Source organism: Novosphingobium sp. HR1a (assembly GCF_015594425.1).
In the GTDB taxonomy this organism is placed as follows: Bacteria; Pseudomonadota; Alphaproteobacteria; order Sphingomonadales; family Sphingomonadaceae; genus Novosphingobium; species Novosphingobium resinovorum_A.
Genome location: NZ_JABXWS010000012.1, coordinates 1 through 16,278, shown reverse-complemented (window position 1 = coordinate 16,278; position 16,278 = coordinate 1). Strand labels below are relative to the sequence as shown.

Annotated in this window: 13 protein-coding genes and 1 pseudogene; 6 read left to right on the top strand and 8 right to left on the bottom strand. The window is 66.7% G+C overall.

Features of this window, described 5'->3' with window-relative positions:
* Positions 1-118 precede the first annotated feature (118 nt).
* From HWN72_RS02285 to HWN72_RS02270, 4 genes are all read right to left on the bottom strand, one after another.
* Entirely contained in the window at positions 119-634 is a 516-nt protein-coding gene (locus HWN72_RS02285; RefSeq protein WP_008830558.1) for an AAA family ATPase, read from the bottom strand.
* Positions 631-1,206 carry a nicotinamide riboside transporter PnuC gene (gene pnuC / locus HWN72_RS02280; RefSeq protein WP_211149706.1) on the bottom strand — a complete coding sequence of 192 codons (576 nt, stop codon included), beginning with the start codon at positions 1,204-1,206 and terminating at the stop codon, positions 631-633. The genes HWN72_RS02285 and pnuC overlap by 4 nt, the downstream gene beginning before the upstream one ends.
* Before the next feature lie 28 nt (positions 1,207-1,234).
* Entirely contained in the window at positions 1,235-1,582 is a 348-nt protein-coding gene (locus HWN72_RS02275) for an arsenate reductase (RefSeq protein WP_211149705.1), read from the bottom strand.
* A 110-nt stretch (positions 1,583-1,692) separates the two neighbouring features.
* Positions 1,693-2,013, bottom strand: a complete 321-nt coding sequence (locus HWN72_RS02270) for an antibiotic biosynthesis monooxygenase (RefSeq protein WP_008830561.1) — start codon at positions 2,011-2,013, stop codon at positions 1,693-1,695.
* Between the two features lie 156 nt (positions 2,014-2,169).
* Between HWN72_RS02270 and aroC the strand changes: the two genes are divergently transcribed.
* From aroC to ahpF, 4 genes are all read left to right on the top strand, one after another.
* Positions 2,170-3,249, top strand: coding sequence for a chorismate synthase (gene aroC / locus HWN72_RS02265; RefSeq protein WP_211149704.1), 1,080 nt, complete (start codon positions 2,170-2,172; stop codon positions 3,247-3,249).
* 133 nt (positions 3,250-3,382) lie between these two features.
* Positions 3,383-3,838: a YaiI/YqxD family protein gene (locus HWN72_RS02260; protein WP_211149703.1), complete on the top strand. Its 456-nt coding sequence runs from the start codon at positions 3,383-3,385 to the stop codon at positions 3,836-3,838.
* Positions 3,839-4,094: 256 nt separating this feature from the next.
* The gene (gene ahpC / locus HWN72_RS02255) at positions 4,095-4,661 is read left to right on the top strand and encodes an alkyl hydroperoxide reductase subunit C (RefSeq protein WP_008831739.1); all 567 of its coding nucleotides are present in this window, start codon (positions 4,095-4,097) and stop codon (positions 4,659-4,661) included.
* Positions 4,662-4,870: 209 nt separating this feature from the next.
* The gene (gene ahpF / locus HWN72_RS02250) at positions 4,871-6,472 is read left to right on the top strand and encodes an alkyl hydroperoxide reductase subunit F (protein ID WP_211149702.1); all 1,602 of its coding nucleotides are present in this window, start codon (positions 4,871-4,873) and stop codon (positions 6,470-6,472) included.
* A 329-nt stretch (positions 6,473-6,801) separates the two neighbouring features.
* Here ahpF and HWN72_RS02245 read toward each other — a convergent pair whose 3' ends face one another.
* Genes HWN72_RS02245 through HWN72_RS02235 form a run of 3 tightly spaced genes read right to left on the bottom strand, consistent with a single transcriptional unit; the run spans position 6,802 to position 10,821 of the window.
* Positions 6,802-8,280: a glycerol kinase GlpK gene (locus HWN72_RS02245; protein WP_211149701.1), complete on the bottom strand. Its 1,479-nt coding sequence runs from the start codon at positions 8,278-8,280 to the stop codon at positions 6,802-6,804.
* A gap of 4 nt (positions 8,281-8,284) precedes the next feature.
* A complete protein-coding gene (locus HWN72_RS02240; protein ID WP_211149700.1) occupies positions 8,285-9,745 on the bottom strand; it encodes a glycerol-3-phosphate dehydrogenase in 1,461 nt (486 codons plus the stop codon).
* 8 nt (positions 9,746-9,753) lie between these two features.
* Entirely contained in the window at positions 9,754-10,821 is a 1,068-nt protein-coding gene (locus HWN72_RS02235) for a YeiH family protein (protein WP_036526152.1), read from the bottom strand.
* 166 nt (positions 10,822-10,987) lie between these two features.
* Here HWN72_RS02235 and HWN72_RS02230 point away from each other — a divergent pair, with 166 nt between their 5' ends.
* Positions 10,988-12,262 carry an MFS transporter gene (locus HWN72_RS02230; RefSeq protein WP_211149698.1) on the top strand — a complete coding sequence of 425 codons (1,275 nt, stop codon included), beginning with the start codon at positions 10,988-10,990 and terminating at the stop codon, positions 12,260-12,262.
* An 858-nt stretch (positions 12,263-13,120) separates the two neighbouring features.
* Here HWN72_RS02230 and HWN72_RS02225 read toward each other — a convergent pair.
* Entirely contained in the window at positions 13,121-15,460 is a 2,340-nt protein-coding gene (locus HWN72_RS02225; protein WP_211149697.1) for a TonB-dependent receptor, read from the bottom strand.
* Positions 15,461-15,593: 133 nt separating this feature from the next.
* On the opposite strand from HWN72_RS02225, the pseudogene HWN72_RS02220 reads away from it, so the two are divergent.
* Positions 15,594-16,278 (top strand): annotated as a pseudogene (locus HWN72_RS02220) (alpha-glucosidase); the annotation flags it as partial.

The window sequence follows — 16,278 nt, the reverse complement described above, 5'->3', positions numbered from 1 at the left end:
TACGGTACGGAGGACGGCGGCGCGCGCGCGCGCGCGCGNGNGCTTCCTCCCCCTCCACCACTCGCTACGCGAGCGGTCCCCCTCCCCATCGCTTCGCGACAGGGAGGATTTGGGGACCTTACCCCAGCACCCCCTCGATCGCCGCCACGGCCTTCGCCTCGCGCTCGGCCCAGGTTCCGGCGATGCGCACGAAGGTCACCCCGGCACGCACCAGCATGTCCTCGGCCAGCGCGGCGAAGCGGGTGCGGGTGTCATCGGTCCCGAAAAAGCGGGTGCCGTCCTCCTGCCAGGGCACGTCGGGCTCGAACAGGAGGTAGAGGTCGGCCTTGGGATAGGCCAGCAGGGCTTCGGGTACTTCGCCGAACAGCATCTGCGCCCAGGCAGCGGTCATCAACTGGTCGGTGTCGAACAGCAGGACCGGCGCGCCGTCGTCGTCCGACAGCGCCCGGCGATTGTGCCGGGCCTGCCCCTCGGCGATGACGAGAAGGTCGGTCATCGTCAGGTCGATGCCGTTTTCCTCGCAGTACGTGCGGCCGTACTCCGGCACGAACGGCCAGCCGCGCGTGACGAGCAGGCGCTCGCACAGCACCGACTTGCCGGTGCTCTCGGCGCCGTGGAGGCAGACGGTCTTCATGCCTGCGTCCTGTAGGCGACGATCCATTCCCGCAAGGCCAGCACCGACATCAGGAGAAATACGACGTAAAGCCCCGCCGTCGCCCACAAGTCCTTGTGAACGTAGACTGCGATCGAGGCCGCATCGACGGCGATCCACAGCACCCAGTTCTCTATACGGCGGAACGCGAGCAGGATCTGCGCGGCGATGCTGGCCCCCGCAATCGCGGTGTCGGCGTAAGGCAGCGAGGCATCGGTAAAGCGGTGCATCACCCAGCCGAGGTTGAGCGCCAGCGCCGCCGTCGCCGTCAGCCAGACGACGCGGCTGAGGTTGCTCAGCAGGCGAACGGGCACGCGGTCGTCGCCCTCGCCGCCGGTCTTCGCCGCGCGCAGCCAGAGCACCCAACTCCACCCCTGCGCGACGAAGAAGAAGACCTGCAGCCCCGCCTCGCCGTAGAGCTTCGCCTCGAAGAACACGGCGACGTAGAGCGCCACCATGGCCATGCCGAACGGATAGTTCCACACGCTGCGCCGCACCAGCAGCGCAATGTTGGCAAGGCCCAGCGCGGCCGCGATCCATTCGACGGTGTTCATCGGAGCGGCTCCCGAATCAGGCCCCCGATCAGACGAACGCCGCCGCCCATTCCGGCTCCTTGAAGCCGACGAGGATGCCGCCGGGATATTCCACCACCGGCCGCTTGATGGTGCTGGGATTGGCGGCCATCAGCGCAGTCGCCTTCTCGGCGTCGAGGTCGGTCTTGTCGGCATCGGGCAGCTTGCGGAAGGTGGTCCCGGCGCGGTTCAGCACCTTGTCGAGCCCGGCGGCGTCGATCCACGCCGCGAGCTTTTCCGGGTCCGCGCCTTCCTTCTTGTAGTCGTGGAACGTGTACGCGATCCCCTTCGCGTCAAGCCAGACACGCGCCTTCTTCACCGTGTCGCAGTTGGGGATGCCGTAGAACTCGATCGCCATGCCGTACCTATCGCCCTGAAACGCAGGCACAAGTTACGGTAAGGAGCCTGCTTCACGCGCGGCGATACACCAAGCCGCGCGCGATGCATACCGGCAAGAACAGGGGCCGATCAGCCCGGCAGCCTCGCCTTCATGTCGAAGCGCTGCACCTTGGGCATGTCGCACGTATAGAGCGTGTAGCTCTCGTAATATTCCTTCATGCCGCGACGCTGGACCATGAGATGCTCGGCATTGCGCGCCCAGGCTGCGGCGTGCTCCGCGCTCTCCCATTCCGACATCGACAGCACTTCGCCGTCGTCCGCCGTATAGCTGCGGAACAACAGGAATCCCGGCTGCTCGGCGGCCATCGCCTCCATGGCGACGGCGTCGTGGATATAAGCGTCAACGTCGATGTCGGCGCGCTTGCGGTTGCGGAAAAGGACAAGGAACATTTGCGTTCCCTGCATCGCCGCAATCGGTTGTACAAGTGATCAAAAGCGCCATTGTGACCTGCGATTTGTCCCGCTTCGGGAAGATCGCAGCCGCTTCGACCACAATCAGCGTTCCACTGGACAAATCGCGCGATTCCCGACAAGGCGCGAGGCACCATGAGCATGAACAGCTTCGGCCGCCTTTTCCGCTTCACCACCTGGGGTGAAAGCCACGGACCCGCCATCGGCGCCGTCGTCGACGGGTGCCCGCCCGGCCTCGCGATCGACGAAGGCGTGATCCAGCCCTTCCTCGACGCACGCCGTCCCGGCCAGTCGAAGTTCACCACCCAGCGGCAGGAGCCGGACCAGGTCCGCATCCTCTCGGGCGTTTTCGAAGGCAGGACGACAGGCACCCCGATCAGCCTGATGATCGAGAACGTCGACCAGCGCTCCAAGGACTATTCCGAGGTCGCCGTCGCCTATCGCCCCGGCCATGCCGACTACGCCTATGACGCCAAGTACGGTTTCCGCGACTATCGCGGCGGCGGGCGCTCCTCCGCGCGCGAGACCGCGAGCCGCGTGGCGGCGGGCGCGGTGGCGCGGCTGGTGATCCCCGAGGTCAATATCCTCGCCTACGTCTCCGAGATAGGCGGCGACATGATCGATCCGGGCAAGTTCGACGAGGCCGAGATCGCCAACAACCCGTTCTTCTGCCCCGACGCGGCCGCTGCGGCGCGCTGGGAGAAGATCGTCGATGACGCGCGCAAGAGCGGTTCGTCGGTCGGCGCGGTGGTGGAATGCTATGCCAGCGGCGTGCCCGCAGGCTGGGGCGCCCCGCTCTACGCCAAGCTCGACGCCGACCTCGCGGCCGCGATGATGGGGATCAACGCGGTCAAGGGCGTCGAGATCGGCGACGGCTTCGCCGCCGCGCGCCTCTCCGGCGAGCAGAACGCCGACCCGATGCGCCCGAATGTCGAAGGGCCGGACGGCGCGCCGGAGTTCCTGGCGAACCACGCGGGCGGCATTGCGGGCGGCATCTCCACCGGCCAGCCGGTGACCTGCCGCGTGGCGTTCAAGCCGACCAGTTCGATCCTCACTCCGCAAGCGACCATCAACCGCTCCGGCGAGGCGACCGAGATGTTCACCAAGGGCCGCCACGACCCCTGCGTCGGCATTCGCGGCGTGCCGGTGGTCGAGGCGATGATGGCGCTGGTGCTGGCCGATCACAAGCTGCTCCACCGCGGCCAGTGCGGTTGAGTGGGCCGAATCCTCCCTGTTGCGAAGCAATGGGGAGGTGGCAGCCCGCAGGGCTGACGGAGGGGTCGTCTCCCCCTCCACCACCCGCTGCGCGGGCGGTCCCCCTCCCCGAGCAAGCTCAGGGAGGATTTGCTTGCGCATCCTGATCGACGCTGACGCCTGCCCGGTGAAGGAGGAGACCTACAAGGTCGCCGCCCGCCACAAGGTGCCCGTCGTCGTCGTCAGCAACAGCGCGATCCGCGTCCCGCAAAGTTCGCTGATCTCCCGCAAGGTGGTCAGCGACGCCTTCGACGCGGCGGATGACTGGATCGTGGACAATACTGACGCCGCCACGGTGGTGATCACCGCCGACATCCTCCTGGCCGATCGCTGCCTGAAGCTGGGTGCGAGCGTGGTTGCTCCCAACGGCAAGCCTTTCACCACCAGTTCGATCGGCAGCGCCATCGCCACCCGCGCGATCATGGCGGACTTGCGCGCGGGCGGAGACATCATCGGCGGGCCGCCGCCGTTCGCGAAGCAGGACCGCTCGCGGTTCCTCTCGGCGCTGGACGAAGTGCTGGTACGGTTGCTGAGGGCACCCCGAACCTGAGGTCGCGTCTAGCGGAGGGGGCTTCGACAAGCTCAGCCTGAGCGGAGTTGAAAGCAAGTCTTTGAAACCCGCTCAGGCTGAGCTTGTCGAAGCCCCATCGGCACAAACCACATCTCATCGACAGAGCTGCACAATCTATCTCCGATTGATCGCCTGAACCGATGAGCCCAATCGGATCATCGTGCTTACAATCGTCACACCCCCGGCCTATCTGAGCTTCACCAGTTTCAACCACCCAACTGAGGGAACTACATCCATGGGTATCGTCGGCAGCACCATCAAGCCGTTCAAGAACACCGCCTTCCAGGCCGGTAAGGACTTCTTCGACGTCACCGAAGGCGACATCGCGGGCAAGTGGGCCGTGTTCTTCTTCTACCCGGCGGACTTCACCTTCGTGTGCCCGACCGAGCTGGAAGACCTCGCCGGTGAATACGCCACGCTTCAGGGCCTCGGCGTCGAAGTGTTCGGCGTTTCGACCGACACGCACTTCAGCCACAAGGCATGGCACGACACGTCGGACGCCATCGGCAAGTGCACCTACGCCTTCCTCGGCGACCAGAACCACAACCTTGCCAACAACTTCGGCGTGCTGCGCGAAGGCGTCGGCCTTGCTGACCGTGCGACCTTCGTCGTCGATCCGGACGGCGTGATCCAGCTGGTCGAAATCACCCCCGAGGGCGTGGGCCGCAACGCCAAGGAACTGGTCCGCAAGATCAAGGCCGCCAAGTACTGGCGCGAGCACCCCGGCCAGGTCTGCCCGGCCAAGTGGGAAGAAGGCGAAGCCACGCTGGCTCCCTCGCTCGACCTCGTCGGCAAGATCTAAGACCCCTGCAAATCCTCCCCGTGGCCAAAGGCCATGGGGAGGTGGCAGCCCCGCAAGGGGCTGACGGAGGGGGCGGGCCGCAGGGCCGCAGACGTCGCATTGCAGACGTCCCATCGCAAATGGGGACCGCCCCGCCCCCCTCCACCATCCTTCGGATGGTCCCCCTCCCCGCTTCGCAGGGAGGATTCCCAACAAAGGAAACCTGACTCATGCTCGACGCCAACCTGAAGCAACAGCTCTCGCAATATCTCGGCATGCTGCGCGAGCCGATCGAGCTCGTCGCCTCCCTTGGCGATGATGCAAAGTCCACCGAGACCCGCGAGTTGCTGACCACCATCGCCTCGCTCTCGGACAAGGTCACCGCCACTTTCGACGGCGACGACGCGCGCCGCCCCAGCTTCATCATCCGCCGCGCCAGCGACGCGGGCGCTTGGGTGCGCTTCGCCGGACTGCCGCTCGGCCATGAATTCACCTCGCTCGTCCTCGCCCTGCTGTGGACCGGCGGCCACCCGCCCAAGGTCTCCGACGAAGTTCTGGAGCAGGCCAAGGCGCTCGAAGGCTCGCTGACGTTCGAGATGTATTTCTCGCTCTCGTGCCACAACTGCCCCGACGTGGTGCAGGCGCTGACGCTGATCGCGCTCAACAACCCGCACGCCGACGTGACGCTGATCGAAGGCGGCACGTTCCAGGCCGAGGTCGAGGAGCGCGGCGTGATGGCCGTGCCCGCCGTCTTCCTGAACGGCGCGATGTGGGGTTCGGGCAAGATGAGCATCGAGGAAATCCTCGGCAAGCTCGACACCGGCGCCGACGCCAAGGCCGCCGCCAAGCTGGCCGAGAAGAAGCCCTTCGAGGTGCTCGTCGTCGGCGGTGGTCCCGCTGGTGCCGCCGCGTCGGTCTACACCGCACGCAAGGGCTTCAGCACCGGCATCGCCGCCGAGCGTTTCGGCGGCCAGGTGCAGGACACCATGGGCATCGAGAACTTCATCTCGGTCCCCTACACCGAAGGCCCCAAGCTCGCCGCCGCGCTGGAATCGCACGTCGCTGAATACGACATCGACGTGATGAACCTGCAGCGCGCCGAAAAGCTGATCCCGGCCAGCGAAGTCGGCGGCTATCACGAAGTCGTGTTCGCCAACGGCGCTTCGCTGAAAGCCCGCTCGGTGGTGCTGACCACCGGCGCGCGCTGGAGGAACCTCGGCGTGCCCGGCGAGGCCGAGTACAAGAACAAGGGCGTGGCCTATTGCCCGCACTGCGACGGCCCGCTGTTCAAGGGCAAGCGCGTGGCCGTGATCGGCGGCGGCAACTCGGGCGTCGAGGCGGCGATCGACCTGGCCAACATCGTCGGCCACGTCACCCTGATCGAGTTCGACGCCAAGCTGCGCGCCGATCAGGTTCTGGTCGACAAGCTCAAGTCGATGAAGAACGTCGATATCTTCACCAGCGCCCAGACCACCGAGGTCGAAGGCGACGGTGAGAAGGTCAACGCGCTGGTCTACAAGGACCGCAATTCAGGTCAGGAGCACAAGGTCGAGCTGGAAGGCGTGTTCGTCCAGATCGGGCTGGTGCCCAACACCGAGTGGCTGAAGGACAGCGGCGTCGAACTGACGGCGCGCGGCGAGATCGTCATCGACGAGAAGGCCGCCACCAACCTGCCCGGCGTCTTCGCGGCGGGTGACGTGACCACGGTGCCGTACAAGCAGATCATCATCGCCATGGGCGAGGGTTCGAAGGCGGCGCTTTCCGCATTCGATTACCTGATCCGCAACGAGGCTCCCGAGGAGATCGCGCAGGCGGCTCAGCAGGCGGCCTGAGCTTAAACGTTCCAACGAGAGGCGGGCGGGGATCGCGAGATTCCCGCCCGTTTTTCGTGTGCGGATGGGGCTTCGACAAGCTCAGCCTGAGCGGAACTGAAAACAGGTCTTCAAAACCCGCTCAGGCTGAGCTTGTCGAAGCCCCATGAGCAGAGCGCCAACGCTTGCTTGCAACACCCCCCGTCATCCCAGCGAAGGCTGGGACCGCTGGCCTGTTACGGCCAACTCTCGTCAGAACGCCCTGCCGAGGGTTGGGCTTTGCGCGGCCAGCGGTCCCAGCCTTCGCTGGGATGACGGGGGGTTTAAACGACGGGCGTTTGAACGAAGCCTCACCCCACCCCGTCGATATGCCGCTTCAGCCCCGCCTCCCACATCGCGATACGCCCCGAGCGCACCGCCCCGTCCATATCCGGCGCGAACCGCTTCGACGCGCTGCCCATCGCCACCGCGTCCTCCAGCGAGGCATGGAGGCCAACCCCGACCCCCGCCAGCATCGCCGCGCCCAGAGCGGTCGTCTCGATATCCGCAGGCCGCTCCACGGGCAGCGCGAGCACGTCGGCCAGGTCCTGCGCCATCCAGTTGTTGGCGCTCATCCCGCCGTCGATGCGCAGCGAGGTCCAGGCCGCGCCGTCGGCGGCGAAGGCGGCCTGCAGGTCGTGGCACTGGTGCGCCATCGATTCCATCGCCGCGCGCACGATATGCGCCCGGCTGGTCCCTTGCGTGAGCCCGGTGACGACGCCCTTGGCATCCGGCTGCCAGTGCGGCGCGCCCAGCCCCGCCAGCGCCGGCAGGAACAGCACCCCGCCATTGTCCGCCACCGCGCGGGCAAGCGTCTCGCTCTCCGCCGCCGTTCGGATCACACCGAGTTCGTCGCGCAGCCACTTGATGAGGCTCCCCGCCACGAAGATCGAGCCTTCCAGCGCATAGGTCCGCCGCCCGTCCTGCTGGCACAGCACGGTGCCGAGCAGCCGGTGCGAGGACCGCGGCAAGGTCTCGCCCATGTTGGTGAGGATGAAGGCGCCGGTGCCGAAAGTGGCCTTGGTCTGACCCGCCTTGAGGCAGTGCTGGCCGATCGTCGCCGCCTGCTGGTCGCCCGCAAGCCCGCTGATCGGTATCGGCGCGCCGAGCAGTTCGGGATCGCAAGTGCCCACCGTCCCCGCCGTATCGACGATCCGGCCCAGCGCGCTGCGCGGCACCCCGAACAGGCCGAGCAGGTCGTCATCCCAGTCCGCGCCGTCCAGCGCCATCAACTGCGTACGGCTGGCATTGCTGGCGTCGGTGACATGCAGCCCGCCGGTCAGCTTCCAGACCAGCCAGCTCTCCACCGTGCCCAGCGCCAGCCGCTCGCCCAAGGCGCGCGCCTCGGGCACGTTGTCGAGCACCCAGCGCATCTTGGTGCCGGAGAAATAGGGATCGACGACCAGACCCGTCCGCTCCTGCAGCATCGCCTCATGCCCGCCATCGCGCAGCGTGGCGCACATCTCGGCGGTGCGGCGGTCCTGCCAGACGATGGCGCGGGTGATGGGCTCGCCGGTCTGGCGATCCCAGGCCACCACCGTCTCGCGCTGGTTGGTGATGCCGAGCGCGGCGATGCGGTCCGCGCCGCCGACCTTGCCGATGACCTCGCGCGCGCAGGCGAGGGTCTTGTCCCATATCTCGGCGGCATCGTGCTCGACGCGGCCGGGGGCGGGATAATGCTGTGTCAGTTCCTGCTGCGCGACGTGCAGGACCCTGCCGTCCGCGCCGTAGACGATCGCCCGCGTCGAGGTGGTCCCTTCGTCGAGGACCAGAATGTGTTCGCCGTTCACTTGCTCACTCACCCATGTATGTTTGCAGTCGCGCGGCTTGTGCCGCGTCGAGCCGGAGACCCAGCTTGGTGCGGCGCCACAGCACATCCTCGGCCGTCAGCGCCCATTCGTTGGCCTTGAGGTAATCGACCTCGGCGCCGGTCAGGCCATGGCCGAAGTCCTCGCCCGGGTCCACCGCCAGCCATTCCCGCGCCTTCGTGCCGTAAGCCCGCGCCACGCGGTCCAGCGTCGCCGCATCGAGGCGGGGGTATTCGCGCGCGAGGTCGGCCTTCAGCGCATCGATCGCGCCCATCGCGAAATCGCCGCCGGGGAGCGGCGCGGTGGCGGTCCAGTCCTTGCCGGAGAGCGCCGGGACCAGCGGCTGCAGCTTCTCCACCGCATCCTTGGCGAGATGACGATAGGTCGTGATCTTGCCGCCGAACACCGAGAGGAACGGCGCGCCGCCCTCCCCGTCCAGATCGAGGTCGAAGTCGTAGCCGCGCGTCGCCGCCTCGGGCTTGCCGGAACCGTCGTCCACCAGCGGGCGCACGCCGGAATAAGTCCACACCACGTCGGCCGGGGTGATCGACTTCGCGAAGTAGGCGTTGGCCGCCTCGCACAAGTAGGCGATCTCCTCCTCGCTCGCCTTCACCTCGCTCAGCGGGCCGGTGTGGTCGCGGTCGGTGGTGCCGATCAGGGTGAAGTCGTGCTGGTAGGGGATCGCGAAGAAGATGCGCCCGTCGGGGATCTGGAAGAAATAGGCGTAAGGATGCTCGAACAGGCGCGGCACGACGATGTGCGAGCCGCGCACCAGCCGCATCGCGCGTTTCGTGCGCTCGCCTGCGCGGCCGACGAGGTCGAGCACCGATGGCCCCGCCGCGTTCACCACCGCCTTCGCGCGGAACGTGCCGCCGGACGTGTGGATGGTCCAGACGCCGCCCTCGCGCTCCAGCTTCTCCACGCCAGTGCGGGTCAGGATCGTCGCGCCCCGGTCCGCCGCGTCGCGGGCGTTCAGGACCACCAGCCGCGCATCGTCCACCCAGCCGTCGGAATAGACGAAGGCCTTGCCGAAGCCGGGCTTCAACGGCACGCCCGCCGGGTGCCGGTGCAGGTCGATGCTCTCGGTCGCCGGCAGCGCCTTGCGGCCGCCGATGTGGTCGTAGAGGAACAGGCCGAGCCGCAGCAGCCAGCGCGGGCGCAGGCCCTTCACATGCGGCAGCACGAAGCGCATCGGGTGGATGATGTGCGGGGCGATCCGCCACAGCCGCTCCCGCTCGGTCAGCGCCTCGCTCACGAGGGCGAACTCGTAGTGCTCAAGGTAGCGCAGGCCGCCGTGGATCAGCTTGGTCGAGGCCGACGAGGTGCCGCCGGCCAGATCGCCCTGCTCCAGCACCAGCACCTTCGCCCCGCGCCCGGCGGCATCGCGCGCGATGCCGCAGCCGTTCACGCCGCCGCCGATGATCGCGATGTCGTAGATTTCAGTCATTCACACACTCACAAGATCATCATGCTGAAGGCCGTGGCGACCACCAGCGAGGCCAGCGTCGCCGCCACCACCGGCATCGCCGCGCGCCAGCCCATCTGCATCACCAGATCGAGGCGCGAGCGCATCGCAGTGGCGGTCACCGCCAGCAGCAGCAGCGTCTTCGACAACGTCAGGTTCAGGTGGACCACGAAAGCCGGGATCGTCACCAGCGAATTGAGCACCACCACCGCCAGAAACAGGGTAATGAACCAGGGCATCGCAAGTTTCCGGATCCAGTGGCGCTCCCCGGCATCCTCGTCCGTGTACATCAGCGAGACGACCGCGACGATCGGCGCCAGCAGCGCCACGCGGGAGAGCTTGACGATCGTGGCGTAGCTGCCCGCGATGTCCGAATAGGCATAGCCGCCGCCGATCGCCTGCGCGACGTCGTGAATCGAGGCGCCGATCAGGAACCCCGCCTGCCGGTCGTCGAGGTGCATCAGCCCTGCGAGCGGCGGATAGAACGACATGGCGATCGCGCTCGCCATCGAGATCACCACCAGCGTCAACGCGAACTGCGCCTGACTGATCCGCTTCGCCCCCAGCACGCCGAACAGCGCCAATGCGGCGGAGGCCCCGCAGATCGCCGTCGCGCCGCCCGCAAGGATGCCGATCGCGGTCGAGGCGCCGGTCGCCCGCGCCACCAGCAGCGCCGCGCCCATCGCGGCGGCCATCACCATCAGCAGCGCCAGGAATGGCACCGGGCCGAGCGCCACGATCTGCGCCAGCGTCACTTGCGTGCCGAGCACGACGATGCCCCAGCGCAGGCAGGCCTTGGAGGCGAAATCGAGCCCCGGATGCGTGCGCTTCTCGCTGGTCACGAAGTTCAAGGCGAGGCCGATCAGCAGGCCCATCAGGATGATCGGCGCGCCGTAGTGCTCGGAAAGCCAGGCGGCGGCGATGCTGGCGATGCCGCAGATGGCGAGGCCCGGCCAGAGCGTCTTCCATATCTCGATGCGGCTCGGCTTCGCGGCGGGGCCGTCCAGCTGGGCGAGGAACATCTCGCCGTAAAGGTCGCCTGCGTGTTCTGCGCTCACTGGTCCCCGTCCTTTCGCCGCATCTCTCATTTGACGAAGATGCTTGCCGTATGTCCTACGTTGTCATATCCGTCTTTATGACCACCCACGCAGCGGAGCAAGAGCTTTGCGCGAGGGGGCTGGAAGAATTGCCGCCGACGAAACGGCGGGATAGGGGAGAGCGAGAATGACCATCCATCAACAGACGGCCCTGCCCGAGCACGCCCCTCCCCCGGCGCCCGACTCCGGCCGCGCCGCTATCCGCGCGCAGAACATACTGATTGCGCTGATCTTTTTCGCGACGGCGCTGAACTACGTCGACCGGCAGGTGCTGGCGCTGCTCAAGCCGATGCTGGAGGCGGAGTTCCACTGGGACGACCAGCAGTTCGCGCATCTCGGCTCGATCTTCCAGCTGGCGGCGGCGGCTTCGCTGCTCGGCGTGGGCTGGTTCGTCGATCGTTTCGGCGTGCGCTTCGCCTACGGTTTCGCCGTGGCCTTGTGGAGCCTTGCGGGGATGGCCCATGCGCTGGCCGCCAGCGTGCAGCAATTCGTGATCGCCCGTGCCGTGCTGGCGACCGCCGAATCGGTCAACACCCCCGCCGCGATGAAGACCGCCGCGATCTACCTGCCCGCCGCGCGCCGCTCGGTCGGCATCGGCATCATCAACACCGCGCCCAACATCGGCGCGATCCTCACCCCGCTCATCATCCCGCCTTTCGCGATGGCGTTCGGATGGAAGGCCGCGTTCCTCGTCACCGGCGGGCTGGGCCTTGTGTGGCTGGCCTTGTGGAAGCTCAACACCGCGAAGCTGACGCCCATCGCGGGACAGGCCGCGACGACACGCGGCAAGGTCGAATGGGGCGCGATCCTGTCCGACCGCCGCAGTTGGACGGTCATCGGAGCCAAGGCCTTCACCGATCTCGTCTGGTGGTTCGTGCTGTTCTGGACGCCCGATTTCTTCGCGCGCCAGTTCAATCTCAGCCAGGGCGAGCTGGGCTGGCCGATCGCGGTGATCTTCATCCTCGCGGCGCTCGGCGCGGTATCCTCGGGCGCGCTTTACCCGGCACTGCTGCTGCGCGGGGTCTCGATGAACCTCGCGCGCAAGGGCTCGATGCTGGCTTATGCCCTCGTCGTGCTGGTGATGCCGCTGGCGCTGCTGGCGAGCAATCCGTGGGTGGCGGCCGTGTGCATCGGCCTCGGCCTGTTCGCGCATCAGGGCTTCTCGACCAATATCTTCGGCATGGCGACCGAGATCATCCCGGCACGCCGCATGGCCACCGTCATCGCGCTGGGCGCGGTGGCGGGGAACCTGACCGGGACCGGGATCATCGAGTTCGCGGGCTGGTCGCTGAAGTCGGGCCTCGGCTACGGCCCGCTGTTCGTGGTGTGCGGCGCGGCCTATCTGGTGGCGACGGCGTTCATCCACCTGATGCAGCCGAAGCTGGCGGCGGCCGAGGGTTGACGTCATCCCGGCGAAGGCCGGATCGCTGGCAGTGCTTGAGGCGATCGCTTTCGTTGGGGCGCCCTGACGCGAGGTGGGCTGTTCACGGCCAGCGGTCCCGGATCAAGTCCGGGATGACGAGGTTGCGTTTGTGCGATCTTGACAAATATAACCACATGGGTTATATGCCCCAGCATCCGGAGCGGCGAATGATCACGTCGCTCCGGTGTATCGGGTCGGCGTCGTGGGCCGGGATGCGGTTTCAAGCCGTGATCACGCAAACCACGCGTCCATCGAAGACCCGGACTGTCTCTGCGCTACCGGAAACGCCGTCCATACGTTCCTGCGACACACGGCAGGACTTGGGACGGCCATCCCGGATAGCCTTCGGCCGATAACGCTGCGAACCCTAACGACGGCCACATGGGACTTTCCGATGGAATACAGGTCGAGCCGGGCTGCACCGTGAGTTACCCGGCCGCTCGCCAGAGCTTCACGGAAAACAAAACCCCGCGTCCCAGCTTGGACGCTCCCGATGCCGACCCGATGTTATCTTCGGTTGCGTTGATTTCCCCGGCGTAATGGCCCGCACTCGCCAGCGGACGTTTCCGCGTGCGCTGACTTCACACCCCCGTCATCCCAGCGAAGGCTGGGACCGCTGGCCGCGCAAAGCCGAGCCCTCGGCAGAGCGTCCTGACGATAGTTGGCCGTAACAGGCCAGCGGTCCCAGCCTTCGCTGGGATGACGGGGTTGGAGGGACGACGCGCGCGCACCCTCCCCGGCACGGGGAGGGGGGAGGAATAAAAAACCCCCGGCGGGGAGGAGATCCGCCGGGGGTTCTTTGTGCGAGCATTCAGCGAAGGACGTTTGCGCCCGTCCTCAGTTGAACTTCGCCCGCAAGTTCAGGCCCGCATAGCGATCCGCGTCACGCGGGATCATCAGGCGCTGGCCGTTCGTGGTGTTGAGCAGCACGTAGCTGTCGTCGAGGATGTTGCGGACCATGAAGGTCAGGCGATACTTGTCCTCGGCGTCCGACACGCCGATGCTGGCGTTCCAGATACCGTAGGGGTCGATCTCGCCGCTCTCGCCGAGGTCCGAGAACTGCTTCGAAACATGGTGCCAGTCGCTCGACAGGTACAGCTTCACCGGGCCGACGGGGACGTCGTAGTCCGCGCCGATGGTGTAGCTGAACTTGGGCGCGAGCGGCAGGCGGGTGCCGTCACGCGCGTCGGGCGCGTTGGTCAGCGGGTTCGGGTTGAACTTGCGCACCTTGGCATCGGCATAGGCCGCATTGGCACGGAAGGTCAGGCCCTCGGTCGGGGCGACGGTGAGGTCGGCCTCGAAGCCCTTCGAGCGCACCGAACCGGCGTTGGTCAGGCTGGTGGTCGTCGCGCCGTTGATGAGCACGAAGTTGTTCGCCTGGAAGCCCTTGTAGTCGACCAGGAACGCGGCCGCATTCAGCTGCACGATGCGGTCGAACCACTGGCTCTTGAAGCCGACTTCGAAGCTGTTCGACTTCTCGGGATCGATCGGTTCGGCGTTGTTGGGCGCGGTGTGGTTGAAGAAGACGTTGAACGCCGGGCCCTTGTAGCCGCGCGTGTAGCTGCCGTAGACCATCACGTCGTCCATGACGTCGTACTGCAGCACCGCCTTGCCGGAGAAGTTGTTGGCGCTGGTGCTCCCACGCGAAGTATCGGTGCCGTTGCCGCCGCTGGCGATAGTGCCGCCCGCGCCATAAGGCAGCAGGCCCGAGGCCGCCATCGGCAGGCCGGTGGCCGCATCGATCGCGGCGCCGCGCACGTGGGTGAAGCTCACGCTGTCATGCGTGTAGCGGCCGCCCAGCGTCAGGCGCAGTTCCGGCAGGAAGGCGTAAGTCGCCTGACCGAACAGCGCCCAGTTGCGGAACGAGACGTCGCTGCGCGAGGTCGCCGAGACATAGTGCGTGTTGACGGTGTCGGCCAGGTTGCACGGCCGCGCGCCCGTCGCCGCATCGATCGGCGAGGTCGAGGTGGTGCAGGTCACGTCGCTGCGGGTGAAGTCCTGCGTGTTCTTGGAATACCACAGGAAACCGCCGACCTGATACGTCAGCGCCTGGTTCTGCGGCGAGGCAAGGCGGACTTCGGCGGAGACCTGGTCGGTCTCGACGGTGCCGCGGTCGTGCAGCTGCGGAGTGGCGGCCTGCGCCGGGATGGTGCCCTGCTGCGGGGTGGCGGCGATCGCGCGCGGCAGGAAGTCGCCGTCGCGGATTTCGGTGTTCTTCCAGTTGCGATAGCCGGTGACGATCGAGAGCGTGTGATCGGCGAAGGTATCGATGTCCGCGCTCATCGTCAGGCTGTACTGGCGGTCGAGCGAGCGGGTGATGAGGTTCTGGTTGACCTCGCGGGTGTCCTCACCCTGCGGTGTGATGCCCAGTTCGTTGTCGATCACGGTGCCGCGCGACACGCCGGTCACTTCGGCGCAGCAATCGTCGTTGGCCTTGAAGTAATCCGCGATCAGGCGGAAACGGCCGCCCTCGCCGTCATAGTCGATCAGGCCGCGCGCGCCGTAGTGCTCGTAGCCGTTGACGGTCTTGTCGTAGTAGGTGTTCTTGATGTTGCCGTCGAAGTTTCCGTAGAAGCCGGTGAGGCGGCCGGTCAGGTTCTCCGAGATCGGGCCGGAAATGGTCATCTTGGCGCGGTATTCGTCGTCGGTGGTGCCCGAGACGTTGGCCTCGGCCTCGAAGTCCCTGGTGCCGCCCTTCGACACGATGTTGACCAGACCCGCCGAGGCGTTCTTGCCGAACAGCGTGCCCTGCGGCCCGCGCAGCACTTCGAGGCGGTCGAAGTCGACAAGGTCGAGGAACGACTGGCCCGAACGGCTCAGCACAATGCCGTCGACAACGGTGGACACGCTGGGTTCGGCCGCGACCGAGAAACTGATGGTGCCGACGCCGCGCATCACGATCGCGCTGTTGGCGTTGGTCGTGCCCTTGCGGAAGGTGACCGAGGGGACGATCGAGGTGATGTCTTCCAGGCTCTTGGCGCCGGCGCGGGCCATGGCCTCTCCGGTGACCGCGCTGATGGCGATCGGCACGTCCTGGACGTTCTGGCGAACCTTCTGCGCGGTAACGATAATCTCGTCGACCTGCGCGTTGGCCGGAGTCGCGGCGACAAGCGCGACGGCCGACGCCGAAAGCGCCAGCGCAGTGCGCGCAAGCGTGATGGTGGCGTGCGAAATCATATGTTTTCCCCTCCTGCTTATGCGGAGCCTGAGTGTTTGAGCCTCAGGTCGTCCTGTCGGTTGCACCCCTCTTGATTGGGTCGAACATTTCTGTCAAGCGTTGTCATATCGGGACAGCACGACGGCGACGAGCGTGCTGCAGAATAACAACAACATGGCTCATGGGACTGGAAACGTGTCGCTGACTTTCGACGTTCGGGAAGATGGATTCGCCTGCCTGCTGGCTGGCCGCGCGGTTCTGCGTGGATCAGCGGACAGCCCCGCTTTCGCGGTGGCGCACGGCGCTCCTGAAGTGGAAATGGTGCGCGGCAACTTCGCCATCAGCGATGCGCCGACCGGCCGTGTGGAGCTGGGCTTCGCCGCGCTGGACGGCGCCGACATCGTCCTTTCGGCCAGTGCCGGGGCCGCGCCGATGCTGCGCGTTTCGGTGAAGGGCGATTCGCTAGACATCGCGGTGCTCGATCCCGCGTACGACCGCGTCTGGGTCGATCTGGCCGCGCTGCCGGGCGAGCATGTCTGGGGCGGCGGGGAGCAGATGAGCTACCTCGACCTCTCGGGCCGCCGCTTCCCGATCTGGACCAGCGAGCCGGGTGTGGGGCGCGACAAGTCCACCGAACTGACCCGCCTGATGGACCAGAACGGCATGGCCGGCGGCGATTACTGGTGGACCAATTATCCGCAGCCGACGTTCCTGACCTCCAGCCTGTGGGCCTGTCATCTGGGCAGCAGCGCCTATTCGGTGCTCGATTTCACCGATGCCGGCCGCCACCGGATCGAGGTCTGGGAAGGCGCGTTCACCCTCGAATTCTTCGCTGCCG